The sequence below is a fragment of the Paraburkholderia sp. BR10141 genome (genome assembly GCF_056155635.1).
This window is the reverse complement of sequence record NZ_JBMIQH010000030.1, coordinates 80,994-103,642: the sequence shown is the minus strand read 5'-3', so window position 1 is coordinate 103,642 and position 22,649 is coordinate 80,994. Positions and strand designations below refer to the sequence as shown.

General features: G+C 64.4%; 23 protein-coding genes and 1 pseudogene. 8 read left to right on the top strand and 16 right to left on the bottom strand.

Going from position 1 to position 22,649, the window contains the following annotated elements; all coding sequences use genetic code 11:
- The 6 genes and pseudogenes from pntA to ACOJB8_RS31490 form a co-directional block, all read right to left on the bottom strand.
- Window positions 1–260 (bottom strand): annotated as a pseudogene (gene pntA, locus ACOJB8_RS31515) (Re/Si-specific NAD(P)(+) transhydrogenase subunit alpha); the annotation flags it as partial.
- A gap of 222 nt (window positions 261–482) precedes the next feature.
- On the bottom strand, window positions 483–740 hold the full coding sequence (locus tag ACOJB8_RS31510) for a hypothetical protein (RefSeq protein ID WP_069267849.1): 258 nt from the start codon (window positions 738–740) through the stop codon (window positions 483–485).
- Window positions 741–758: 18 nt separating this feature from the next.
- The gene (locus ACOJB8_RS31505; RefSeq protein ID WP_475016089.1) at window positions 759–1,193 is read right to left on the bottom strand and encodes a PAS domain-containing protein; all 435 of its coding nucleotides are present in this window, start codon (window positions 1,191–1,193) and stop codon (window positions 759–761) included.
- 160 nt (window positions 1,194–1,353) lie between these two features.
- Complete coding sequence (gene frc, locus ACOJB8_RS31500) at window positions 1,354–2,604, bottom strand: formyl-CoA transferase (RefSeq protein WP_069267850.1); 1,251 nt, start codon at window positions 2,602–2,604, stop codon at window positions 1,354–1,356.
- Between the two features lie 54 nt (window positions 2,605–2,658).
- Window positions 2,659–4,407, bottom strand: a complete 1,749-nt coding sequence (gene oxc, locus ACOJB8_RS31495) for an oxalyl-CoA decarboxylase (RefSeq protein ID WP_342945620.1) — start codon at window positions 4,405–4,407, stop codon at window positions 2,659–2,661.
- A gap of 343 nt (window positions 4,408–4,750) precedes the next feature.
- Window positions 4,751–5,470: a GntR family transcriptional regulator gene (locus ACOJB8_RS31490; protein WP_069267852.1), complete on the bottom strand. Its 720-nt coding sequence runs from the start codon at window positions 5,468–5,470 to the stop codon at window positions 4,751–4,753.
- 247 nt (window positions 5,471–5,717) lie between these two features.
- Here ACOJB8_RS31490 and ACOJB8_RS31485 point away from each other — a divergent pair, with 247 nt between their 5' ends.
- The gene (locus ACOJB8_RS31485; RefSeq protein ID WP_069267853.1) at window positions 5,718–6,080 is read left to right on the top strand and encodes a hypothetical protein; all 363 of its coding nucleotides are present in this window, start codon (window positions 5,718–5,720) and stop codon (window positions 6,078–6,080) included.
- Window positions 6,081–6,194: 114 nt separating this feature from the next.
- On the opposite strand, the gene ACOJB8_RS31480 is transcribed toward ACOJB8_RS31485, so the two are convergent.
- A complete protein-coding gene (locus ACOJB8_RS31480) occupies window positions 6,195–7,910 on the bottom strand; it encodes a long-chain fatty acid--CoA ligase (protein WP_342945618.1) in 1,716 nt (571 codons plus the stop codon).
- A gap of 81 nt (window positions 7,911–7,991) precedes the next feature.
- Window positions 7,992–8,765 (bottom strand): SDR family oxidoreductase, encoded by a 774-nt coding sequence (locus ACOJB8_RS31475; RefSeq protein WP_342945617.1) that lies wholly within the window; start codon window positions 8,763–8,765, stop codon window positions 7,992–7,994.
- A 370-nt stretch (window positions 8,766–9,135) separates the two neighbouring features.
- Between ACOJB8_RS31475 and ACOJB8_RS31470 the strand changes: the two genes are divergently transcribed.
- The 3 genes from ACOJB8_RS31470 (at window position 9,136) to ACOJB8_RS31460 (ending at window position 13,916) form a co-directional block, all read left to right on the top strand.
- Complete coding sequence (locus tag ACOJB8_RS31470; protein ID WP_342945616.1) at window positions 9,136–10,242, top strand: porin; 1,107 nt, start codon at window positions 9,136–9,138, stop codon at window positions 10,240–10,242.
- A gap of 452 nt (window positions 10,243–10,694) precedes the next feature.
- Entirely contained in the window at window positions 10,695–11,912 is a 1,218-nt protein-coding gene (locus ACOJB8_RS31465; protein WP_069267857.1) for an MFS transporter, read from the top strand.
- 198 nt (window positions 11,913–12,110) lie between these two features.
- Complete coding sequence (locus ACOJB8_RS31460) at window positions 12,111–13,916, top strand: AMP-binding protein (RefSeq protein ID WP_475016086.1); 1,806 nt, start codon at window positions 12,111–12,113, stop codon at window positions 13,914–13,916.
- A gap of 28 nt (window positions 13,917–13,944) precedes the next feature.
- On the opposite strand, the gene ACOJB8_RS31455 is transcribed toward ACOJB8_RS31460, so the two are convergent.
- From ACOJB8_RS31455 to ACOJB8_RS31435, 5 genes are all read right to left on the bottom strand, one after another.
- The gene (locus ACOJB8_RS31455) at window positions 13,945–14,331 is read right to left on the bottom strand and encodes a hypothetical protein (RefSeq protein ID WP_475016084.1); all 387 of its coding nucleotides are present in this window, start codon (window positions 14,329–14,331) and stop codon (window positions 13,945–13,947) included.
- Window positions 14,332–14,397: 66 nt separating this feature from the next.
- The gene (locus tag ACOJB8_RS31450; RefSeq protein WP_475016082.1) at window positions 14,398–15,999 is read right to left on the bottom strand and encodes an FAD-binding oxidoreductase; all 1,602 of its coding nucleotides are present in this window, start codon (window positions 15,997–15,999) and stop codon (window positions 14,398–14,400) included.
- 25 nt (window positions 16,000–16,024) lie between these two features.
- On the bottom strand, window positions 16,025–16,849 hold the full coding sequence (locus ACOJB8_RS31445; RefSeq protein ID WP_406952755.1) for an anti-sigma factor family protein: 825 nt from the start codon (window positions 16,847–16,849) through the stop codon (window positions 16,025–16,027).
- Between the two features lie 71 nt (window positions 16,850–16,920).
- Window positions 16,921–17,484 (bottom strand): sigma-70 family RNA polymerase sigma factor, encoded by a 564-nt coding sequence (locus ACOJB8_RS31440; RefSeq protein ID WP_406952646.1) that lies wholly within the window; start codon window positions 17,482–17,484, stop codon window positions 16,921–16,923.
- A gap of 12 nt (window positions 17,485–17,496) precedes the next feature.
- The gene (locus ACOJB8_RS31435; protein WP_176732975.1) at window positions 17,497–17,643 is read right to left on the bottom strand and encodes a hypothetical protein; all 147 of its coding nucleotides are present in this window, start codon (window positions 17,641–17,643) and stop codon (window positions 17,497–17,499) included.
- Between ACOJB8_RS31435 and ACOJB8_RS31430 the strand changes: the two genes are divergently transcribed.
- The 3 genes from ACOJB8_RS31430 (at window position 17,642) to ACOJB8_RS31420 (ending at window position 19,109) form a co-directional block, all read left to right on the top strand.
- Window positions 17,642–17,878 (top strand): hypothetical protein, encoded by a 237-nt coding sequence (locus tag ACOJB8_RS31430; RefSeq protein WP_141710843.1) that lies wholly within the window; start codon window positions 17,642–17,644, stop codon window positions 17,876–17,878. The two genes, ACOJB8_RS31435 and ACOJB8_RS31430, sit on opposite strands and share 2 nt — an antisense overlap.
- A 306-nt stretch (window positions 17,879–18,184) precedes the next feature.
- Window positions 18,185–18,685 (top strand): RNA chaperone Hfq, encoded by a 501-nt coding sequence (hfq, locus tag ACOJB8_RS31425; RefSeq protein WP_342945611.1) that lies wholly within the window; start codon window positions 18,185–18,187, stop codon window positions 18,683–18,685.
- Between the two features lie 235 nt (window positions 18,686–18,920).
- Entirely contained in the window at window positions 18,921–19,109 is a 189-nt protein-coding gene (locus tag ACOJB8_RS31420) for a hypothetical protein (RefSeq protein ID WP_342945610.1), read from the top strand.
- 143 nt (window positions 19,110–19,252) lie between these two features.
- On the opposite strand, the gene ACOJB8_RS31415 is transcribed toward ACOJB8_RS31420, so the two are convergent.
- On the bottom strand, window positions 19,253–20,002 hold the full coding sequence (locus ACOJB8_RS31415) for a DUF2968 domain-containing protein (RefSeq protein ID WP_368604103.1): 750 nt from the start codon (window positions 20,000–20,002) through the stop codon (window positions 19,253–19,255).
- Window positions 20,003–20,328: 326 nt separating this feature from the next.
- Between ACOJB8_RS31415 and ACOJB8_RS31410 the strand changes: the two genes are divergently transcribed.
- Window positions 20,329–20,793: a DUF2147 domain-containing protein gene (locus ACOJB8_RS31410; RefSeq protein WP_069267864.1), complete on the top strand. Its 465-nt coding sequence runs from the start codon at window positions 20,329–20,331 to the stop codon at window positions 20,791–20,793.
- A 120-nt stretch (window positions 20,794–20,913) separates the two neighbouring features.
- Here the strand turns inward: ACOJB8_RS31410 and ACOJB8_RS31405 are convergent, their stop codons facing one another.
- Window positions 20,914–21,369, bottom strand: coding sequence for a transposase (locus tag ACOJB8_RS31405; RefSeq protein ID WP_368604102.1), 456 nt, complete (start codon window positions 21,367–21,369; stop codon window positions 20,914–20,916).
- 160 nt (window positions 21,370–21,529) lie between these two features.
- Window positions 21,530–22,627 (bottom strand): cell division protein ZapE, encoded by a 1,098-nt coding sequence (gene zapE / locus ACOJB8_RS31400; RefSeq protein WP_069267865.1) that lies wholly within the window; start codon window positions 22,625–22,627, stop codon window positions 21,530–21,532.
- Window positions 22,628–22,649: the final 22 nt, after the last annotated feature.

Below are 22,649 nucleotides of genomic sequence, written 5' to 3'. Positions count from 1 at the left end.
AGTCGCTGCACTTCTTCGCTCGAAGGCGGACGCACCTTGATGACGATATCCGCGCCGCTCAAGAGCGCCTGCGCATCGTCCACGACGCGCGCGCCTGCGGCACGGTAAGCGTCGTCCGGGTAGGAGGCACTGGCGCCCGCCGTCGTTTGCACTTCGACGGCGTAGCCCAGTTTGATCAGTTGTGCCACACTTTCTGGCGTCGCCGCTACGCGTCGTTCGCCTTCGTGTATCTCACGGGGGACCGCAATCGTCATCGCCATGATGCGCCTCCCTGCTGCACAAGAGCGCGCGCTGCGGCGAGAACAAACGGAATCGGCGGCGCGCCAATGCATCTGGCGCGCCGAAAGCGTAGCCACGACTTCATGAAACGTCTCCTATGTCGGCCAGAGTTGGCGCTTCAGCGCCTTATTCTGGTCCAACGCAGTTTGGATTTTTGCCTGATGCTGGAATTCTGTATGCCGCCGCTCGATGACGGCTTTGCCCTATGACGTGCCCAGGCTGGGCGAATTGCCGCTCTTGAGAAAAGCGAGCGCCGCCTGGCGCGCACCGGCAATCGCAGCCGCCTCGCTTTCGAATACGGTTTCGTCGACCACCCATTGACGGGGCAATACAGCCGCCGCCGGTTCGTCGGCAGCGGGCTCGACCGCGTGGATCGCGGCGAACGCGGCCCAGCCCCCGTTGTGAATCATTTGTCGGGCCGAGAGTTCGACCTCGAAATGTCCGAGTCTTTCGGTATGCATCGAAGAGCTCCCGCGGTTTCAGGATTGCTGGGCCTGTGCTTCGAGTTCGGTGATGCGTTTCTTGAGCGCGCGCTCCTCCTGGAAACGCGCCGTTTCGTCGCGGATCACGGCGACGATGCCATCGAGTTCGCTCTGCGGCGAGTGCAGCAACGCCACGGTGAAGGCAATGGAAAGCGCCTTGCCCGCCTTGTCCACGGCCGGCACGCGCAGCACGTCGTTGCCATAGCGCGTCTGGCCGGTCGCCATCGTCTTGTGATAGCCATCCCAATGGCGGCCGCGCAGCCGCTCGGGAATGATCAGATCGAGCGTCTTGCCGAGCGCTTCTTCCTGCGTATAGCCGAACATACGCGTGGCCGCCGGATTCCAGAATGTGATGTCGCCGGCTGCGTCCGAGATGACGATGGCGTCCCCGATGGCGTTTGCGAGCTGCTCGAAATCGATGGCGGATTGCATGCGATGACTCTGTGGGGGATGTCGTTTATCGGCGCCGCGCGGCACGCATTGCACATGCCGCGCGGCGTCCTGCCTGCCACTCTGGTATTGCGGTGCTGCGCGGGCGCAGCGTCGGCCGCGCCTGCTTCCTGCATTCCGCTTGCGGAACTCGACGCGGAGCTCAAACCGCGCGCACCTCGTGCAGCGCCGCGATCTGCTGCGCCGTGTAGCCGAGGTCGGCCAGCACCTGGTCGGTGTGCTCGCCGAGCAGCGGCGAACCCGTGATTTCCGGCTTCAGGTCCGAGAACTTGATCGGGCTGCCCACCGTGAGGTACGAGCCGCGCGCCTTGTGCGGCACTTCGACGATAGTACCGCTCGCGCGCAGCGACGGGTCATTAGCAATTTCCTTCATGCTGAGCACCGGCGCACACGGAATGTCGAACTTGCGCAGGATGTCGACCGCTTCGAACTTGGTCTTGTCGGCGAGCCACGCTTCGATCGTCGCGAAGATGTCGAAGATATGCGGCTGACGCGCCTGCGCCGTAGCGTAGTTCGGGTCGTCGATCCATTCGGGTTTGCCCAGAGCACGGCAGATCGGCTCCCACGCGTGGCCCTGCACCGTGAAGTAGATATACGCGTTCGGGTCCGTCTCCCAGCCCTTGCACTTCAGAACCCAGCCCGGTTGGCCGCCGCCGCCTGCGTTGCCACCGCGCGGCACGACGTCGCTGAAGGTGCCGTGCGGGTACTGCGGGTATTCCTCGAGGTAGCCCAGGCGGTCCAGGCGCTGCTGGTCGCGCAGCTTCACGCGGCACAGGTTGACCACGCTGTCCTGCATCGACACGGCCACCTTCTGGCCCTTACCCGTTTTGTCCCGGCCGATCAGCGCCGTGAGAATGCCGATGGCGAGGTGCATGCCCGTGTTGCTGTCGCCGAGCGCAGCGGCGCTCACCGTGGGCGGACCGTCCCAGAAGCCCGTGGTCGAGGCTGCGCCTCCCGCGCACTGCGCGACGTTCTCGTAGACCTTGAGGTCGTCGTAGTGGTGGCCTTCGCTGAAGCCCTTCACCGAAGCAACGATCATCTTCGGGTTGAGTTCCTTGATGCGCTCCCACGTGAAGCCCATGCGGTCCAGTGCGCCGGGGCCGAAGTTTTCGACCATCACGTCCGATTCGCGAATCAGCTTTTCCAGCACTTCTTTGCCTTCGGGCTTCTTCGTGTCGAGCGTGAGCGAGCGCTTGTTGCTGTTGAGCATGGTGAAGTACAGGGCATCGACTTCGGGAATGTCGCGCAGTTGCGAGCGCGTCACGTCGCCGGCGCCGGGGCGCTCCACCTTGATCACGTCCGCACCGAACCACGCGAGCATCTGCGTGCAGGCGGGACCGGCCTGTACGTGCGTGAAGTCGATGATCTTGATACCGTCGAGGGGTTTGCTCATTTCTCGTATCTCCTGGTCTACCTGATCGATCTGATCTAGCTGATTTATGGGGGCTTATTTCTTCATGGCCGCGCTTTGCGGATTCAGATTCGTGAGACGACCGCTTTCGGTCCCGGCCGATTCGTCGATGACTGCGTTGATCAACGTGGGCTTGCCCGACGCGATCGCTTCGAGCAGCGCGCTCGTGAGTTCTTCGGGCGTCGTCGCCTGATGGCCGATGCCGCCGAAGGCCTCGATCATCTTGTCGTAGCGCGCGTTCTTCACGAACACCGTCGGCGCGACGTCGCAGCCGCCGCTCGGGTTGACGTCCGTGCCGCGATACACACCGTTGTTGTTGAACACGATGGTGCAGACCGGCAGGTTGTAGCGGCAGATCGTTTCCAGCTCCATGCCCGAGAAGCCGAACGCGCTGTCGCCCTCGATCGCCACGACCTGCGTGCCGCTCGTCACCGCCGCGCCGATCGCGAAGCCCATGCCGATGCCCATGATCCCCCACGTGCCCGAGTCGAAGCGCTTGCGCGGCTGGTACATGTCGATGATGCTGCGCGCGTAGTCGAGCGTGTTCGCGCCTTCGTTGACCACGTTGATGTCGGGGCGCGTCTTGAGCACGTCGCGGATCGCGCGCAGCGCGCTGTGGAAGTTCATCGGCGACGGGTTCTTCGCGAGCGTCGCGGCCATCTTTTCGAGGTTCTTGTTCTTGCGTTCGGCCACGGCATCGAGCCACTCTGCCGGCGGCTTCGGGAAGTCAGTGCCGAGGCCGGCCACGAGCGCTTCCACGCACGAACCGATGTCGCCGATCACCGGCGCTTCGATGGCGACGTTGCTGTCGATTTCCGTCGGGGCGATGTCGACCTGCACGAACTGCTTCGGTCCGGCGGCCGCGCCCCAGGTCTTGCCCTTGCCATGCGAGAGCAGCCAGTTCAGGCGAGCGCCGATCAGCACCACGGCGTCCGACTCGGCCAGCACGAACGAGCGCGCGGCCGACGCCGACTGCTCGTGCGTGTCGGGCAAGAGCCCCTTGGCCATCGACATCGGCAGATACGGAATACCGCTCTTCTCGACCAGTTCGCGGATTTGCGCGTCGGCCTGGGCGTAGGCGGCGCCCTTGCCGAGCAGGATCAGCGGACGCTTTGCATTCCTGAGCACTTCGATAGCGCGTTGCACCGCATCCGGTGCGGGAATCTGGCGCGGCGCCGCGTCGACGACCTTGATGAGCGATTGCTGGCCCTTCACCGCGTCGATGGTCTGCGCAAGCAGCTTGGCCGGCAGGTCGAGATACACGCCGCCGGGGCGGCCCGAGACGGCCGCGCGAATCGCCCGCGCAATGCCGACGCCGATGTCCTCGGCGTGCAGCACGCGATACGCCGCCTTGGCATAAGGCTTCGCCGCGTTGAGCTGGTCCATCTCTTCGTAGTCGCCCTGCTGCAAGTCGACGATCTCGCGCTCGCTCGAACCGCTGATGAGAATCATCGGGAAGCAGTTCGTGGTCGCGTTGGCCAGTGCCGTGAGGCCGTTCAGGAAACCCGGCGCGGAGACGGTCAGGCAGATGCCCGGCTTCTTCGTCATGTAGCCCGCCACGGCCGCGGCGTTGCCGGCGTTCTGCTCATGCCGGAAGCCGATGAAGCGCATGCCCTCGGCCTGCGCGAGACGGGCGAGATCGGTAATCGGAATACCGACGAGACCGAAGATCGTGTCGATATCGTTGAGTTTCAGCGCGTCGATGACGAGATGAAAACCATCGGTCGTTTGCTGCGCTTCCGGCACAGGATTCTGCTGTGCCTCGTTGATGCCTGCTTCTGCCATGACGTCTCCTCTTTGGCGGGGCGTTGTGCGATCCGTGATATACAATATTCCACACACAGTATTAGTCAAGACGTTTTTTTATCCATGCCGCGTTTGCTGCACTGCATCGCGCCGCGCTGCACCGTTGCGGTCTCGTTCGATCGCTCGCCAAGCGGCAAACGTTGATGCGGCACACCATGGGCAAGCACCTACAATCGGCCCAAACGTCCCAACGAACTTGTTACGGACTCCATACTTTTCTTTCAGCATTGCGACGCTCATTCAGACGACCTGCGTATCGATGCCCCTGACTCATGCGCCGAGCCGATATGAACCAGTGGATCGACGCGGCGCCCCCTACGTGTCAGTCCAGAAAATCGCAGTTGGCTTCCACGAACAGCGCGAGTTCGATCGAGTGCTGCCGCACGAGCTGCTCGACGCGCTCGGTGTCGCGCGCCTCGAGCGCTTCGATAATGCGCATGTGCTCCACGATCGAGCGCGACGCGCGATCGCTCTGCGCGATCGTCATGCGCCGGATCGCGCGCACATGCATGAAGATGTTCTTGATGGTGTCGACGATGATGGGCGACTTCGATAGCTCCACCAGTGACTGGTGAAACATGATGTTCGCTTCCGAGTACTCCTCTATGTGGTCCGATGGCGTCGAATCGCCGAAGGTCGCGAACATGCGCCGCAGACCCGCGATGTCGTCGTCCGAGGCGCGTTGCGTGGCGAGGCGCGCGGCGATGCTTTCGAGCGCGGCCCACATATAGATCATCTCCACGATCTCCTTGCGCGTCTTGCGCAGGATGTAAACACCGCGGCGCGGCACCGTGCGCAGAAAGCCCTCCTGTTCCAGCAGCGTCATCGCCTCGCGAACCGGCGTTCGGCTCACGCCGAGCTTCTCGGTCAATTCCTTCTCGTCTAGCCGGATCTCGTCTCGCGAGCGGTAGATGTCGGTTTCGGCAATGGCCTGCTTGAGCTTCGCGTAAGCCTGATCGCGCAGCGAAGCGGTTGCGTTGATCGGCTCCAGCGTCAAGGTGACCGGGGGCATCCCGGTGACGAATTCTCTTTCGGCGGACATCGGTCGTTTGTCTCCAACGTTCTGTTTAGCCGGCGCTGCTGGGTGATTTCATATTTCCAATACAATATATCAGCACCGCGCGCATGGCTAAGCGGGGTTTACGCGTACCGGGTGGGGTCTCGCTCGATGGCAGCCTAATCCCCAATTCATACAGCCTTACTTATATTTTTCGAAAGAAACTTTAACTATCGTTTATTCATTGGCGCTTCTACTCTTGCTTCACGCCACTCGACATGAGGAGACAGCCATGAGCCACCTGGACACCCGCCAAGATCGTCAACTGGAAGCGCAGCTGTGCGCGTTCAATACGGCATTCGCCGAACTCGGCCTGCGTTTTCGCTGGGATGCACGTACGCTCTACTCGCTCGCATCGATCGCCGGCGAATATGCGCGCGTCGCCGCCTATATCGAGACGAATCACCCGCATCTGCTGAAGGCGTACAGCATGGAGTTCCTGTGCGAGGCGATCCTTGCTCGCAAGAACGCACAGGCGCCCGGTGAATGGCCGCTGGCCGCGCCCGCTCAACGCGGTTCACAGGAATGGGGAATGGCAGCCGCGATGGAGCAGGATTGGCGCGAAGGCGGTTTGCCTGCACTTGCCGGCGCCTGATGCGCAAGGGCGAAGTGCGAGCCCGATAAAGACGAAATCCGGCTGGATTCGCGCGCGTTAGCGCGCTATCCAGGCGGGCTCGATATTGAAGGACAACGAAGGAGAACTGCGCGTTCAGGCGTTGCGGCGCACCTCGGCCTCTTGTTCCTGCAGCTTGCGCCACAGAATCTTGCCGCTGCCCGACTTCGGCAGGGCGTCCACGAACTGCACGATGCGCGGCGCTTTGTACGCGGCCATGTTGTCGTGCGCCCAGGCGATGATGTCGTCTTCGTTCACGCTGCCGGCCTGTTTCGGATCGAGCACAACCACGGCCTTCACGGTCTCGCCGCGGCGCGCGTCCTGGGTACCGATGATGCACACCTCGTTGATCGCCGGATGCCGGTACATCAGCGCCTCGACCTCGGCCGGCCAGACCTTGTACCCCGACGCGTTGATCATGCGCTTGAGGCGGTCGGTCATGAAGTAATAGCCTTCTTCGTCGCGCCGCACGAGGTCGCCCGTGCGCAGGAAGCGCTTGCCGTCGCGTTCGATGAACGCTTCGCTCGTCGCCTTGGGGTTGCGCCAGTAGCCCTGCATCACTTGCGGCGCATGCATGATCAGCTCGCCCGATTCGCCTGGCGGGACCTCCTCCAGCGTGATCGGATCGATCACGCGCGAGTCGACATCGAATACCGGAATGCCGAGACATTGCGGCTTGGGACGCTGCGGCGGATTGATATGGGTGCCTGCCATCGTTTCCGACATGCCGTAGCCCTCGACGAAGTCGAGCCCGGTGAGATCCTTGAGCTTCTTGACGACTGCGTCGGGCATCGTCGCGCCGCCGCCGCGCATCCAGGCGAGGCTCGACAGGTCGTACTCGTGAATGCGCGGGTTCGAGATGAAGTCCACCACCATCGTCGAGATCGCCTGCCAGCCGTTGATGCGGTAATGCTCGATCGCACGCGCTGCAGCGTCGCGATCCCAGCGCGGCAGCAACACCACCGTCGAGCCGTTGTAGATCGGACTGTTCATGCCGCCCTGCATACCGGTTACGTGAAAGAGCGGCAGCACCGAAAGCTGTACGGCATCCTGATTGCTTCCGAACCAGTTGCAACCGCCCACGGCCGTCGCCATCACGCTGCGATGCGTGTGCATGCAGCCTTTGGGCTTGCCCGTCGTGCCCGAGGTGTACGGCATCACGCAGAGGTCGTCGGGACCGGCGGTCAGCGCGCCGGGTACGCAGCGCGCCTCGAGCACGTCGACCCAGTGCGCAACGCCCGGACCGCTCACAGTGCGCGGTGCGCTCACGAACTCGGGCGGCGGCGAAAACGGCTCGCACTTCAGATAGTCGCTATACGTCGCAACGAGCAGATGCTGCAGGCCCTCACCTTCCTGCACGAGCGGCGCAATACGCGGGTAGAGGTCCTGCGCGACGAAAGCCGTGGTCGCGCCGCTGTCTTGCACGTAGTGCGCGAGTTCCTCGGTGAGGTTCATCGGGTTGACCGGCACGACCACGGCGTTGGCGCGCAGGATGCCGTAGTAAGCGATGACCCACTGGGGGCTGTTCTGCATGTAGAGCAGCACGCGGTCGCCGGCCTTCACGCCGCATTCCTGCTGCAGATAGCCGGCTACGCGCTCGGCCTCGTCCTTGAACTGCGCGAATGTGACGGGCGTGTCGTAGAAGACGATGAACGGCTTGTCGGGATAGCGTGCCGCCGAGACCTCTGCGTTATAGAAGAGGTTCGTTTGCGGAATGCTCAGATGCGGGGAAAGATGCGAGGGCCAATGCGGCGAGGCCGGCAGCGGCGATGACGGTGAATGTGCGGAAAGCGTCGGGGCGGACGTGGACATGGCGGGCTCCGTCGGGCAAGACTTGAGAAGAACGCGGCCGCCAACTGCTCGCTGAGCGCTGGCGCCGCGTACCGTGCGCAATCAGACGATGCTCGCGCCGCCATCCACGGCGAGATATTGACCCGTCATATGCCGCGACGCCTGGCTCGCGAGAAACACCACGGCGCCCTTGAGATCGTCGTCGTCGCCGAGACGGTGCAGCGGCGTATGGTCGATCACCACCTGTCCCAGCTTGTCGAGCAGGCCCGCCGACATCTTCGAGGGAAAGAAGCCCGGGCAGATCGCGTTCACGTTGATGTTGTACTTGCCCCATTCGGCAGCCAGCGCACGCGTAAAGTTGATGGCCGCCGCCTTCGAGGTGTTGTACGCGATGGTCTGCATGGGTCCGAGCGCCCCCTTCAGGCCGGCAATCGAAGCCACGTTGATGATCTTGCCACGCTGGCGCGGGATCATGCTGCGCTTGCCCACTTCGCGCGCGAGGAAGAACGGCGCGTTCACGTTCAGGTTCATGACCTTGTGCCACGCCTCGTCGGGATAATCCTCCGCAGGCGCGCCCCACGTGGCGCCCGCATTGTTCACGAGAATGTCGATCTGCCCGCCGGCCGCCAGCGTCTCGTCCACGAGCGGCTTGACGGCCTCGGCGCGCTGCAGGTCGCTCACGATCGTGGTCGCCTTGATGCCGAGCGCCTGCAGATGGGCCGCCGCCTCGGCCAGTTCGTCGGCCTTGCGCGCCGTGATCACCACATGGCAACCCATCTCGCCGAGCGCCTGCGCCATCTGCAGACCCAGCCCGCGCGAGCCGCCGGTAACGAGTGCGACCTGACCGCCCAGCTCGAACATTTCCCTGACCCGCATGCTTTCGTCTCCTTGATGTCTGTCGACCGGCCGACGTTCCGGATTGCGGAACGCGATGAGATGCCAAGGATTCTAGCGAGGCCCGCTAGTCAGGAAAATAGGGAAAAGCACGACCGTTCATTAAACGGCATTTGTGCTTTTGCCGCCGGCGATATGCGGGCTGAGTCGGCTGAAAAAGCAAACATGCGGCGAGTTAATTGCGCGCGCAACCGTTGCAATCGCGCGACAGCCAGCGTTTTCACCCCTTCACCAAGCGTCTATCATCGGCCCCCCGGCCGGCATCCACTGGCTCGGCATACGAAAAATTCGGGCCCCGGCACCCCGGCGGCCCGACGCACTGACAACACGCAGCAGAAGAAAGGATTCCACCGTGAGACATACCCAGATCGCATCCGCCGTCGGCGGCCTCGCCCTCGCATTGGCTTGCCAGCACAGCTTCGCGCAAAGCTCGGTCACGCTGTACGGCATCGTCGACACCAGCATCCGCTATCTCACGAACGCCAACGCGCACAACGACAACGAGCTGCAGATGACGCAAGGTCCGGTCACCGGCAGCCGCTGGGGCCTGAAGGGCTCCGAGGATCTGGGCGGCGGCCTCTCGGCCGTATTCCGCCTCGAGAACGGGTTCAATCTCTGGAACGGCCAACTGGCCAGCTCGAATACGCTGTTCAGCCGGATGGCGTACGTGGGGCTGTCGAGCAACAAGTACGGCACGGTCACGATGGGCCGTCAGAACACGCCCCTGTTCGATCAACTGGGTAACACCTTCGACCCGCTGACCGTAGGCAACTTCGACCAGGACGGCTGGCTGCCGGGCGCACTCGGCTACGGTCTGCGTGAGAACAACTCGGTCAAGTACGACGGCAAGTTCGGCGGCCTCGAAGTCGAAGGCATGTACAGCTTCGGCGGCGTGGCGGGCAGCGTCGGCGCGAGCAACATGTACGGCTTCACGGCCACCTACGCAGCCGGTCCGGTCTCGCTGCTCGCGGGCTACCAGCAGAATAGCGACGCACACAACAACAAGTACCGCGTGGCCAACCTCGGCGCGGTCTATGCGCTCGGTCCGGTGCATTTGTACGGCGGCTGGCTGTGGGGGCAGGACAATACGGGCGTGGTCGACCAGTACATGGCAGCCGCAAACTCGCCCGCGGCGATCAACTTCGTGACGCCCGTGACGAAAACCAATCGTATCGACAACGGTCTCTATGCGGGTGCCACGTGGCAGGTCAGCTCGCCGCTGTTGCTGACCGCAGCGTACTACTACGACCACGCAAAGAACGGCCTCAATGAAGACGGCGTGACGCTCAGCACCGGCGTGCGCTACTCGGCAGTCCTGCTGGCCGAGTACTCGCTGTCGAGGCGCACCGAAGTCTATGGCACGGTCGACTTCATGCGCGGCACCGGTTCGGCAACGGCCGACTTTCCGGGTCGCAACAACCAGACCGGCGTCGCCGTCGGCTTTCGCAACATCTTTTAGTAGCGGATTGCCTCGCCGGGTCTGATGACCGGCACGGCGGCGGCGGGGCATCTGGATAGCGCACACGAGTGTCAATGCGCGCCTTCTCAACGCAAACGAGCGGACAAATGCCCGCTCGTTTGCATTCATTCATGCGCATCGATTAACTCATTCGCACATTGAGTGACCTTCATTTAAATTACATTTAAATTACGAATAAAACAAAAAGCTTTCGCATTTAGCTGAATCCCCCAGGGATTACTACGGGTTCCAGTCAACATGCATGCAAATGTTTAATGCCGGGCGTACACTGCTGGCGCGTAGCCCATTGCGGGGGGGCCGCTCCAAGCCACACAATCAAGCCACACAAGGCAATGCCGACACATGCATGAGATCGCGCGAGGTGCGCAAGCGCCAATTGCGATCGACAGGAGACATGGCATTGCCCCTAGTATCACAGGAGAACAATCAACATGAGCTGGACGCGTGAACAGAAGAACGTCACGATCGCGGCGTACCTGGGATGGACGCTCGATGCATTCGATTTCTTTCTGATGGTTTTCGTTCTGAAAGACATCGCCACCGAATTCAACACCAAAATCCCCGCAGTGGCTTTTGCCATTACGCTGACACTGGCCATGCGTCCGCTCGGCGCGCTGATATTCGGCCGCCTCGCCGACAAATACGGCCGTCGTCCCACGCTGATGGTCAACATCGCGTGCTACTCGATACTCGAACTGCTCACGGGCTTCTCGCCCAACCTCGCGACCTTCATCGTCCTGCGTGCGCTCTTCGGCGTCGCGATGGGCGGCGAGTGGGGCGTGGGCTCGGCGCTCACCATGGAAACCATTCCGCCCAAGTCGCGCGGCATCATTTCCGGGCTGCTGCAGGCGGGCTATCCGAGCGGCTATCTGCTCGCCTCGATCGTGTTCGGTGTGCTGTACCAGTACATCGGCTGGCGTGGCATGTTCTTCGTCGGCGTGCTGCCCGCGCTGCTCGTGGTCTATGTGCGTATGCACGTGCCCGAGTCGCCGGCCTTCAAGGAGATGGAAAAGCGCCCGCGTCCGAGCCTGCTCACCACGCTCAAGCACAACTGGAAGCTCTCCCTGTACGCCATCGTGCTGATGACGGCGTTCAACTTCTTCTCGCACGGCACGCAGGATCTGTATCCGACCTTCCTGCGCGAACAGCATCACTTCGATCCGCACACGGTTTCAATCATCACCATCGTGCTCAATATCGGCGCGATCGTGGGTGGCCTCTTCTTCGGTCGGATTTCCGAAAGTATCGGCCGCCGCAAGGCAATCTTCATCGCCGCGCTGATCGCGCTGCCGGTGCTGCCGCTGTGGGCGTTCTCGCAAGGGCCGGTGCTGCTCGCGCTCGGCGCGTTCCTCATGCAGATTTCGGTGCAGGGCGCCTGGGGCGTGATCCCGGTTCACCTCAATGAAATTTCGCCTGACGAAGTGCGTGCGACCTTCCCCGGCCTCGTCTATCAGCTCGGCAACCTGTTCGCTTCGGTAAACGCCACGCTGCAGGCGTCGCTCGCCGAAACGCACAACCAGGACTACTCGATGGCCATGGCGATCGTCGCCGGCACGGTCGCCATCGTGATCGCTGTGCTGATCCCGTTCAGCCGCGAACGTCGAGGCATCGACATGACGCAGACCGCGAAAGAGGTGTCGGGCGTCTGACGTGCCCGCGGCCCCGTAACGCCGCACCGCAGCACCACCATGAAAGGCCGTGCCGGGTTCGCCCGCACGGCCTTTTTTGCTGGTTTTGACAACGGTCGAACACCCGCTTGCGCACACAGGGTAAGACCTCCTGGCCGCACGGCGCGCGGCGTTGCATGATGAAAGGCACTCGGTTGCCCTACCGTCCGGAGATCCACTATGAGCGACACGCCCCAGCCCGATCCGGCGAGCCCGGTGGCAGCTTGCGCACCTCAGGCGGCACCACCTCAGGCGGCCCCTCCCAACACCGACGGCATCTGGTACGCCTCGTACCCTCCCGGCGTGCCGCGCGAAATCCCCGCAAGCCAGTACGCCTCGCTCACCCATTACTTCGACGACTGCACGGCGCGCTTCAGCGAGCGCGTCGCCTACGTGAGCGCCGGCTCGCCGATGACCTACGCCGCACTCGCCCGCAAGGCCACGGCGTTCGCATCCTGGCTGCAAGGCGCGGGCGTGCAGCCAGGCGAGCGAGTCGCGATCATGCTGCCCAACACCTTGCAATATCCGGTTGCCCTCTTCGGCGCGCTCAAGGCCGGCGCCGTGATCGTCAACGTCAACCCGCTCTACACCGTGCGCGAGCTCGAGCATCAGTTGCAGGACAGCGGCGCGCAGACCATCGTCGTGTTCGAGAACTTCGCCGCCACGCTCGAAGCGGCGCTGCCCGGCACACAGGTGCAACGCATCGTCGTGACGGCGCTCGGCGACTTGCTGGGCGAAGGGCTAAACCTCAAGGGCCGCTTCGTCAACGTCATGCTGCGCCACGTGAAGAAGATGGTGCCGCCCTACCACCTGCCGCGTGCCGTGCGCCTGCTCGATGCACTCGCGCAAGGCGCGCGCGCCCCGCACGCGCCGGTGGCGACCCACGCCGACGATCTCGCGTTCCTCCAGTACACGGGCGGCACCACGGGCGTCGCGAAGGGCGCGATGCTTACGCACGGCAACGTGCTCGCGAACGTGCAGCAGGCAAAGGCGTGGATTGGCAACCAGTTCGACGCCAACGCCGAGACGGTGCTTACGCCCTTGCCGCTCTATCACATCTATTCGCTCACCATCAACGCGCTGATCTTCCTCGCGCTCGGCGGACGCAACATCCTGATCGCCAATCCGCGCGACATGAAGCGCGTGATGAAGGTACTGGAGCACGAGACGTTCAGTTGCATCAGCGCGGTCAACACGCTCTATAGCGCGCTGCTCGACAACGCGGCGTTCCGCCAGCGCGACTTCTCGGGCCTCAAACTCGCGATGGCGGGCGGCATGGCCATGCAGAAGGCCGTTGCCGACCGGTTCCGGGCCGTCACGGGCAAGCCCGTCGTGGAAGGCTACGGTCTCACCGAGTGCTCGCCGATCGTTTCGATGAATCCCGTCGATATCACGCATGCAGAGGGAGACGAGGCGCATCCGGAAGGCTCGATCGGGCTGCCCGCGCCGTCCACGCAGGTGCGCTTTCGCAGGGACGACGGCACGTGGGCCGGCATCGGCGAAGCCGGCGAGCTCTGTGTCAAGGGTCCGCAAGTGATGAAGGGCTACTGGAATCGCCCGGACGAAACGGCAGAGGTGTTTGCCGACGGATGGCTCACGACCGGCGACATCGGCGTGATGGATGCGCGCGGTTATATCCGCCTCGTCGACCGCAAGAAGGACATGATTCTCGTGTCGGGATTCAATGTGTATCCGAACGAGATCGAGGACGTGATCGCGATGCACCCAGGCGTGCGCGAGGTGGCGGCGATCGGCGTGCCCGATCCGGTGCAGGGCGAGCGCGTGAAGGTGTTCATCGTGAAGCGCGATCCCGCGCTCACGGAAGCCGCGCTGATCCAGTTCTGCCGCCAGCAGCTCACGGGCTACAAGGTGCCGCGCATCGTGGAGTTCCGTGAGTCGCTGCCGCAATCGACCATCGGCAAGATCCTGCGCCGCCAGCTGCGCGACGAAGAAATCGCAAAAGCGGCGAAGAAGTCGCAGACATGAGATGTCGATGCGCTATTGCTAAGGTTGCCTAAGCGAAGTCGCGCAGCGTCACCCCGCGCGCGCTGGCTAGCCGCGCGAGTACGAATCGGTCCGAGGGACGCAACGCGCCAGTCAAGGCCGCGCCAGGCTCGAGGCGCCGGGCGATCCGCGCGTGCCACAGTGTGCCGATGTCCCTATCGGCCGTATCGGCGCAGCCGTCGCCGATGGCCCACGCAACACATCCCGCGCGCGCCGCTGCGCGCGCGAGCACGCGGCCCTGCTCGAGCGCCGGGTCGAACACTGCGGCGCCTGGCGCCTCCAACGCTGCACCCGCACGAGGCGCGCGTACGCCCAACGCAACGCTGAGCGCATGCGCCTGCCAAGCCGCGCCGAGCGCCACGGCCCCGGCATCGCAGAGAAAAGCCCGCCTGTCCATCGTGTCCTCCGTGCGCCTTGCAACGAATCCTTCCCGCCAATCGCTACGCAGTCTTGATTAAATCGATCACGTATAGCCGCGCTCCGCACGCCACGCCTCGGGCCAGATGCCCTGCTTGCCCGGCGAGAGGACGCCCTGCGGATCGAGTGCGTCTTTCACGGTTTGCGCAAGACGCAACAGCGCGCCGTCGTTGAAGGCGTACTGCGCCGCGGCGTAGTCCATGTAGAGCAGATGCGAGCGGTAGACACCGTAGCCGGCCGCGCCCGCGTCGCTCATCAGCGCGCGCAGCAGGTCCCCCGCGCGGGCTGCATCGTCGCGGCGCTCGCGCGCGAAGATCGCCGCGAATACATGATGCAGATAGCGCCCCGCCGCGGTGAAACCGCCGTAGTAATCGAAACCGTACTCGGCCGCGCGCGCCTTGACGAGTGCGTACTGGCGCAGCGCGTCGCGGCCATCAGCGGGACACAGCGGCGAGAAGTCCACGTGCGCGCCGTCGCCACCGCGCCAGTCGAGCATGCGAAACGCGCTCATCGCGGGAATGCCGGCGAGATTGCGGTCAGCGCCGCCCCGCGGTTCGTCGCCTTCGGCATAGCGACGCGCCGAGAAACGCACACCCGGTACGCCGGCAAACGCACGCTCGACGATGCGCCGTTCCACGTCGATCACCTCGGGCTCGCCATAAAGCGCATAGTGCAGATTCCAGCGGCCCACGCCCAGATCGCGCTGCATCGCGGCGACGGCGGCCTCGGGCATCGCGCCCTCGCCTTCGTACCAGCGAGCGCGAGGCGCGAGGCTCGCGGCGCGGCGGATCGCGCCTTCGATCGCTGCGTGCTGACGTATCGTGCCGCCGAGCTGCAACGCGCGCAGCGTATCGACGAGCACGCCGAGATCGTCCTCACGCGCGAACTGGATCTCGCCGATCACGAAGGCCCGCGGGGCGGGCATGAGCCAGAGCCCCATCTTCGTGACGACACCGTAGTTCGACTGCGTAAAGAGCGCATCGAACGAAGGCCCGTAGCCCGGCCGGTAGAGTTGCCACGCCGTGCCGTTTTCGATCGCACCCATGCCGGTGCGCACTACATCACCGTTGGCGAGCACGACCTCCATGCCGCACTGCGAGGCGGCGTGGTCGCCATAGGCGGTCGTCCCGAAGCCGCGCTCGAGCGTGTTGCCGACCACGCTGCCCCAGCCCGCCGCGGGCGGATCGACCCACAGGCGCAGATGCTGTTCGCGCAGATGTGCGTGCAAATCGAAGTAGCTCACGCCCGGCTCGACGCGCGCCCATGCGAGGCGCTCGTCCACTTCGAGGATCCGGTTCAGGCGCTGCAGGTCGAGGACGACCGAGCCCGCCAGACGCGGCGCGGCACCGCCATAGGCGAAGTTGCGCCCCGCGGAAACGGTCCACAGCGGCACGCGCGTGTCGTTCGCGACACGCAGGATCGCGCGGATCTCTTCGACACTTGCGGGGAGGATCGCAGCGGAAGGGGCGAAGGCGTGCGCATCGGCGAGCGGTACGAACGGATCGAAATACGGATCGAGCGCTGCGCCGCCACGGCAGACGTTCGGCGCGCCCACGATGCCTTCGAACGCCGCGAGCGCACGCGCGAAACGGGCCTCGTCGATGCCAGGAAGCAAGGTGGGCGCGGCACGGCGCGCGGGGTCGCTCATGGGCCTGCTCCGCCGGCGTCGCGCATCACCACTGCCCGGGCTTGCCGCCCAGCGCGCCGCATACGTCCAGCGCGATCTCGCGCAGCTTCGGTTCTGTCTGCGGCCCCGAGAGCGCATAGCCCGTGCGTTCGGTGCTCCAGTAGAACGTCCGGCGGTTGCCATCGCGCAAGAGGCGCACGGGATCCCGGTCCCTGGCCGAACTGGCCACGTAGAGCGTGAGGCGCTCGCCCGCATCGTTCTCGTACATGAATTGCGCGGCCGGCCCCGTGTTGCCGGGCAAGAGACGCCCGCCCACCAGCGTATAGCCGTATTCGGCCAGCGACGGCACCGAGAGCGGCTTGCCTAGCCGCCTGGAGAGCCACGCGACGAGATGCGCCTCGTCGGCCGCGCCCACTTCCACGGGATGCCGCTGCTCCGGCGAATACACCGCGTAGGCGATGTCGGCGCGGCGCGCAAACGCTTCGGGCGTTTCGCTGCGCGCGGCCGCCGGCGCCGAGACGGCTGCCAGTTCTGGAGCCAGGCCCGGCGCGAGCCGCGGCACGAGCGCCGTGGCCGCCACCGCGAGCCCCGCGCCCACCGCCACCCACGACGCCGCGATGCCGGCGCGCCACCACCACGGCACGCCCGCACGCAGGACGAACACGGCGGGCGCGCTGCCTGCCGGTTCGGCTGCGCCGGGCGCCGCATCCTCGCCCGCGACGCGCGCGCCTTCACACAACGCCTGCAGCGCGGCCTTCTGCGCGCGATAGGCCGCGACGCGCGCCGCCGCACGCGGATCGTCGGCGAGGCGCGCCTGCAGCGCCTCGCACTCGCCCGCGGGCAGTTCGCCGTCGACGAAAGCGCCCAGCATCGTAAGGTCCTCTTCTGGCGAAGCAGGCGGCACGCCTTCGCCGTCGCGTTCGTGGCCGAGATCGTTGTCGTTCATCGTAGCGTCCCCACCACCCTGAGCGGCGCGGCGCGCTGCGCCGGATCGCGCCCCGGATCCTGCACCGGCCCCGTATCGAGCAACGCTCGCAGATGCTCGCGCGCTCGCGACAGCCGCGACATCACCGTGCCGGCCGGCACCCCGAGCACCGCCGACGCCTCGCTGTAGCTCAACTCCTCCACGCACACGAGCAGCAGCACCTCGCGCTGCGCCGCAGGCAACGCATAGAGCGCGCGCTGCAGATCGCGCAGCACGAGACCGTCGACCTCGCCGTGCGGCGCCTCGAGCGTGCGCCACGGCGCAGCTTCGTCGTCGACGGCAATCTCACGCCGGCCGCGCAACTGATCGATGTACAGATGGCGCAGGATCGTGAGCAGCCACGCGCGCAGATTGCTCTGCGGGCGAAACGAAGTCCAGCGCGAAAGCGCACGCTCCGCGGCGTCCTGCACGAGGTCGTCAGCCCAGGCGGCGTCGCCCGTCAAGGCGCGCGCATAGCGGCGCATGGGTCCGAGCTGCGCCACGACCTGCGCTTCGAACTCCGGCGACGGATGACGCAACACGCCGCACGCCGCTCAGTAGCCGCCGCCCGACGAGCCGCCCGAACTGCTCGACGACGCCCCGCCTGAATTCATGTCGCTGCAAGCCGTGAGGCCGGCTCCCGCGACGCCTGCCAGCGCCACACAAACGAGACACGCGAGACCTTTGCGAAACCGCTCCATGATCACCTCCACTGAGTTCATCGCCGATATCGCGTTAAACGTTGCAGCGGGTGCGCTTATTCCGCGCAGGCGGCGATTTCGCTTTTCGTGTGCCGCCGCACGGAACGAAGCCCTCGGGCACCGCGAGAATCATCGCAAGCGGATCGAAAACCATCGTGTAATCGCGTATAAGCGTGTGATCCGCCTCGAATCGGTCGAGCATGGCTGGCCGTCTTGGACTACGCTGTGTGAGTGAGTGCATGCGCGTCGAAAGGTCGCGCGGGTCTGTCAATCCGCGGGCCTGTCGTCGGCAGGCCTCTTTCCGAAAACCGCTGTCGCTGCCCATCGCTACCTGTCATCCGGACACGCCCCTTCCCGGCAGCCGACGACAAGGGACGCAGCGATGCATTTTTCGTCAATCTGCGGTCGCGGCCGCGAGCCGGTATAGTTCTGCAGTAAGCTTACTTTCCCGCACGCGCGCTTCGCCGACACAAGGTAGAATCGCGGCGAGCAAACGTTTCCAACTGATTGCGGCATTGCGCCGCCTGGCCAAATCTAGTCCATGCCTTCCGCAGAATCGCACCCGCAAAACGACTTCATGAACGCCGCGCGTAAGGAAAGAAAGCGCGTCGAAATCTATCTGGTCAACGGCATTCGCCTGACCGGATGCATCGAGTCGTTCGATCAGTATCTGGTGATGCTGCGCACGCCCGTTGGCCTGCAAGGCATCTACAAGCGCGCCATTTCGACCATCCAGCTCGACACCGGCACCCGTCCGGGTCCGCGCCCGGGCGGCGCTCGCAGCTCGCACGGCGAGCATACGAGCCGCGGCCCGCACGGCAGCCACGGTGGCCATGGCCCGCGTGAACAACGAGAACCGCGTGAACCGCGCGAGCCACGTGAAAACTGGTCGGCGCCGTCCGGCGCGCCGTCGGGCGCATCGAGCGCCCCCGGCAATGACCGTGGCTCTCAGGACGGCCCGGTCGTCGTCACGCGCCGCCGCCGCCTCTACGGCGCGGTGAACAACGGCGGCAACGGCGGCGAAGGCTCGGGCAACAGCTAAGCCGCTGCTGGCTGGCGTACTCGCTGCACGGTACGCCGATCACGCCGACATTCAGTACAGTACGGGCGCGCCTTGGCGCGCCTGCTTGTTTGTGCGCGCGTTTCGTACAGCTACGGTGCGGTTGCGTTCAGTTTCGTTCCACCGTCTTCCGACGCGCTCTGACAGCCGTGACTCGCGGTCACGATTCCGGCTTTGCGTTATTCTGGGCGTGACGCATATCGCAACGGAGACCGCCATGAGCGCATCCAAGCCGAAAGCCCCGCAACCCTCGCAACAAGACCCGCTCGACGAAGCGCTCGAAGAAACGTTCCCCGCGAGCGATCCGATCGCCGTCGACCCCTCGCCTGCCGGCTCTCAACCGAAGCCCCATTCCGCAGACGAAACTCGCAAGGGCCGCGACACGCATCGCCACGGCAAGCACTGAGCGCGACCCGAACGATCGCACCATGAAGAAAGGCGGAGCGCCTATGACGCTCCGCCTTTTGCGTGCCGCATACGCGTGTTCCGCACAACCCGTTGCACAGCCGGGCGCCGGGTGAGCACGCCGGCCACACCGCGCACCGGCGATTAGCGGATCGGCAGACCGCCTTCCACTTGTTGCTGCAGTTCGCGCACTTGACGCTGGACAGTGCGCAGTTGCGCCTGGGCGGCCGTCTTCTGCGCCTGCAACGCGTTCGCCTGATCGCGGCCCTGCTTCTGCCGGTCGGCGACAAGCGCCTGCTGCTCGCGCGCGATAGCCAGATCCGCCTGGAGCCGGTTCGCGTGGTCCTGCGTGAGCGCGATCATGCGGTCCGTGAACGCCTTCTGCGCTTCGAGGCGCGTGCGGCGAATTTCCACTTCGGCGAGCTGGCCCGACTTCACCGCGAAGTCGCGATAGATGGCTTCAGCACGCGTCTCGTCGCTCGTCTTGATCACGCGCCAGAACGTCTTGTTCTGGAACAGCGTGACGTAGTACGTCATTTCCTTGCCGTAAAACAGCAAGCTTGCGCCATACGAGCCGTTGTAGGTCGTGCGCAGTTCGGCGAGATCCGAGCCTCGCAGCATCTGCTGCAGCTCGGCGACGTTGCCCGCGGCGTTCTGCTTCGCTTCATCCGGCGTGAGTACGCCCGGCTGGCTCGCTGCCAAAGGCAACGCAGGGGTTGCGGCCTGATCGTCCTGCACTGCGGGTGCGGCGGTGGTCTGTGCTACGGGCGCCGCTGCTGCTGCATTCGCTGCTGCTGAATTGTCAGGCGGCGTCTGTGCGCAGCCCGTACCGATTCCCCCGATTAATACCAGCGCCGCCAGAGCGGTGCGACGAACTCTCCACTTGTAGTCCATGTAGTACCTGCTTTGAACAGTTCTAATTTTTACAAATCGGCACAATTATTACCCACTTTCACGTGTTTCGGGCCACTCGTAGAAAATTTGCCGATTACGTATCTTTTCCCACAACACATAGCAAGAATTTCCTGGGAATTGCGTGCTGTCCTTGCATCGCCAGCCGTTTTGGTCCAGCGCGGCCAGGGCCGACCAAACTAGAGTTCCTTCTCTCAAACGCGCGCGATGCTTTCCAGTATCCTGCCCTGACCTTGCGGCTTGCCAGGCGTGCCTGGCGCGACGCACGGTCGGCGTCGACACGACAAACAACATCAGTGGAGGAAGACATGAATCGAGTCATCGGACGCGCGGCGCGCCACGTTGCGCTTGCGAGTGCACTGCTATGCGGCGCCCTCGCCGCGCACGCTCAAACCGACACGCCCGTCGGCGTCTGGCAGACCATCGACGATCACACCGGCCAGCCGAAAGCGCTCGTGCAGATCAGCGCCGACGCCAACGGCGACCTGAGCGGCAAGGTCATCAAGGGCCTCGGCGCGACTGATCAGCCCGATCGGCGCTGCACGGCCTGCACCGACTCGCGCAAGGATCAGTTGATCCTCGGCATGACGATCATCGACAGCATGAAAAAGACCGCTGAGGGGTATGACGGCGGGCACATTCTCGACCCTGAGAACGGCAAGGTGTACCGCTGCAAGATGCATACGGAAGACGGCGGCCAGAAACTCGTCGTGCGCGGCTATATGGGTATTTCGCTGCTTGGCCGCTCGCAAACCTGGGTGCGTCAGCAGTGACTGCATGCGTGAGCGGATCGACCTGAGGACCGGCGCACAAACCGGCCAGGGGACCTGGGAGACGAAACCGGCCGAAGCGCGCACATGAGCCGCTTCGGCCGAACTTCATCAGCGCCGGTATTACGCTGTGTGGCGATACACGGAGCGACAGGTGAAAGGCTGCGACTGCGCGGACGCGCTCGCCACCAGGACGAACGGCGAATTGCGCGGCACGTTGCGCGCCGCTTCCTGCCTGCGCGCCGCTTTTTCTGCACGGCTCGCGTGCTTGCGCATGCGCGTTTCGATGGTGTCGCACAACCTCACGCCGTCTTCGCCGAACAACTCGCCCATCACGCGCTTGAGCGCCCCGTTGTAGTGCCAGGTCTTGAAGCGGCGATGGCAGGTTTGATACGAGGGGTAGCGGCGCGGCATGGCCGACCAGTTCGCGCCGCTATACATGACCCACAGCACGCCGTTGAGCACCGAGCGCGTATTGGCGAGCGGCCGTCCACGCAACTCGGTGCGCGGACGCAGTTCGGGCAGGAGCAGCATCACGCGCTGCCACTCTTCGTCGGTAATATCGCGATGCGGGGTCATGGAAGGTCCTTTGTCAGACGGTGTGCTGACAAACGATATCCACTCACCCCCGCCATCCATATCAGACGAGTCCGAATCTTGAAAAGGGTGCCGCCGCGCTCTTTTGAGACTGGCTCGACGCCTGCGTGACACCCCCTGGACCGGCGCGGACGCCGTGCGCTCAGGTCAGGGCCGTATCGACGATGCGGCGCGGCGTTTCGAGATATTCCTTCGACTGCATTTCGACGATGCGCGACACCGTGCGCGTGAACTCGTTGGCCATCGGGCCTTCCACATAGAGTTCCTCGGGCGGCACCGCGGCCGACATCAGCAGCTTGACCTTGTGGTCGTAGAACACGTCGATGAGCCAGGTGAAGCGGCGTGCTTCGGACTGCATACGAGGCGTCATCTGCGGCACGTCGGAGAGGATCACGGCGTGAAAGCGGCTTGCCAGCTCCAGATAATCGTTCTGCGAACGCGGACCGCCGCACAGCGTCGCGAAATCGAACCACACCACGCCGTCGGCCTTGCGCAGCGCCTTCAGTTCGCGCTTTTCGATGCGCAGCAGCGGGCTTTCGTCGGGGACGGCGGCCAGCTCCGCGAACGAGTGGCGCAGCGCCTTGTCGGCGGCGGCGCCGAGCGGCGTGTGATAGACCTCGACCTGCGCGAGCGTGCGCTGGCGGTAGTCGACGCCCGCATCGACGTTGAGCACGTCGAGCTTGCTCTTGATCAACTCGATCGCAGGCAGCATGCGGTCGCGATGCAGCCCGTCGGGATAGAGCAGATCGGGATCGTAGTTGGACGTCATCACGAACTGCACGCCGTTCTCGAAGAGACGGTCGAGCAGACGGTAAAGGATCATCGCGTCGGCGATGTCCGAGACGTGGAATTCGTCGAAGCAGATCAGGCGATAACGCTTCGCAATGCGGCGCGCGAGTTCGTCGAGCGGATCGGCCTGGCCCTTGAGCTCTTCGAGCTCACGGTGCACTTCGCGCATGAATTCGTGAAAATGCAGACGCGTCTTGCGCTGCAGCGGCACGACAGCATAGAAGCTGTCCATCAGGAAGCTCTTGCCGCGCCCAACGCCGCCCCACATGTAAACGCCGCGCGGCAGGTCCGGGTGAATAAGAAACTTCTTGAAGGCGTTCGAACGCCGCGACTTGTATGCGACCCACTCGTCGTAGCACCGCTGCAGCCGGTCGATCGCGGCGCGTTGCGCCGTATCGGGCTTGTATCCCCGCTTCTGCAGTTCGTTTTCGTAGTATTCGGTGACGTTCATTTTCTAGGCCGCAAATGAGCAA

Coding starts and splice junctions, on each gene's coding strand:
- ACOJB8_RS31435 (WP_176732975.1), bottom strand. CDS start 17,643: ATGGAGCGGTTTCGCAAAGGTCTCGCGTGTCTCGTTTGTGTGGCGCTG.
- ACOJB8_RS31430 (WP_141710843.1), top strand. CDS start 17,642: ATGATCACCTCCACTGAGTTCATCGCCGATATCGCGTTAAACGTTGCA.
- ACOJB8_RS31475 (WP_342945617.1), bottom strand. CDS start 8,765: ATGCGGGTCAGGGAAATGTTCGAGCTGGGCGGTCAGGTCGCACTCGTT.
- ACOJB8_RS31415 (WP_368604103.1), bottom strand. CDS start 20,002: ATGGACTACAAGTGGAGAGTTCGTCGCACCGCTCTGGCGGCGCTGGTA.
- ACOJB8_RS31445 (WP_406952755.1), bottom strand. CDS start 16,849: ATGCTGGGCGCTTTCGTCGACGGCGAACTGCCCGCGGGCGAGTGCGAG.
- ACOJB8_RS31485 (WP_069267853.1), top strand. CDS start 5,718: ATGAGCCACCTGGACACCCGCCAAGATCGTCAACTGGAAGCGCAGCTG.
- ACOJB8_RS31460 (WP_475016086.1), top strand. CDS start 12,111: ATGAGCGACACGCCCCAGCCCGATCCGGCGAGCCCGGTGGCAGCTTGC.
- ACOJB8_RS31450 (WP_475016082.1), bottom strand. CDS start 15,999: ATGAGCGACCCCGCGCGCCGTGCCGCGCCCACCTTGCTTCCTGGCATC.
- ACOJB8_RS31510 (WP_069267849.1), bottom strand. CDS start 740: ATGCATACCGAAAGACTCGGACATTTCGAGGTCGAACTCTCGGCCCGA.
- ACOJB8_RS31465 (WP_069267857.1), top strand. CDS start 10,695: ATGAGCTGGACGCGTGAACAGAAGAACGTCACGATCGCGGCGTACCTG.
- hfq (WP_342945611.1), top strand. CDS start 18,185: ATGCCTTCCGCAGAATCGCACCCGCAAAACGACTTCATGAACGCCGCG.
- frc (WP_069267850.1), bottom strand. CDS start 2,604: ATGAGCAAACCCCTCGACGGTATCAAGATCATCGACTTCACGCACGTA.
- zapE (WP_069267865.1), bottom strand. CDS start 22,627: ATGAACGTCACCGAATACTACGAAAACGAACTGCAGAAGCGGGGATAC.
- ACOJB8_RS31480 (WP_342945618.1), bottom strand. CDS start 7,910: ATGTCCACGTCCGCCCCGACGCTTTCCGCACATTCACCGTCATCGCCG.
- ACOJB8_RS31505 (WP_475016089.1), bottom strand. CDS start 1,193: ATGCAATCCGCCATCGATTTCGAGCAGCTCGCAAACGCCATCGGGGAC.
- ACOJB8_RS31420 (WP_342945610.1), top strand. CDS start 18,921: ATGAGCGCATCCAAGCCGAAAGCCCCGCAACCCTCGCAACAAGACCCG.
- ACOJB8_RS31455 (WP_475016084.1), bottom strand. CDS start 14,331: ATGGACAGGCGGGCTTTTCTCTGCGATGCCGGGGCCGTGGCGCTCGGC.
- ACOJB8_RS31490 (WP_069267852.1), bottom strand. CDS start 5,470: ATGTCCGCCGAAAGAGAATTCGTCACCGGGATGCCCCCGGTCACCTTG.
- ACOJB8_RS31410 (WP_069267864.1), top strand. CDS start 20,329: ATGAATCGAGTCATCGGACGCGCGGCGCGCCACGTTGCGCTTGCGAGT.
- oxc (WP_342945620.1), bottom strand. CDS start 4,407: ATGGCAGAAGCAGGCATCAACGAGGCACAGCAGAATCCTGTGCCGGAA.
- ACOJB8_RS31405 (WP_368604102.1), bottom strand. CDS start 21,369: ATGACCCCGCATCGCGATATTACCGACGAAGAGTGGCAGCGCGTGATG.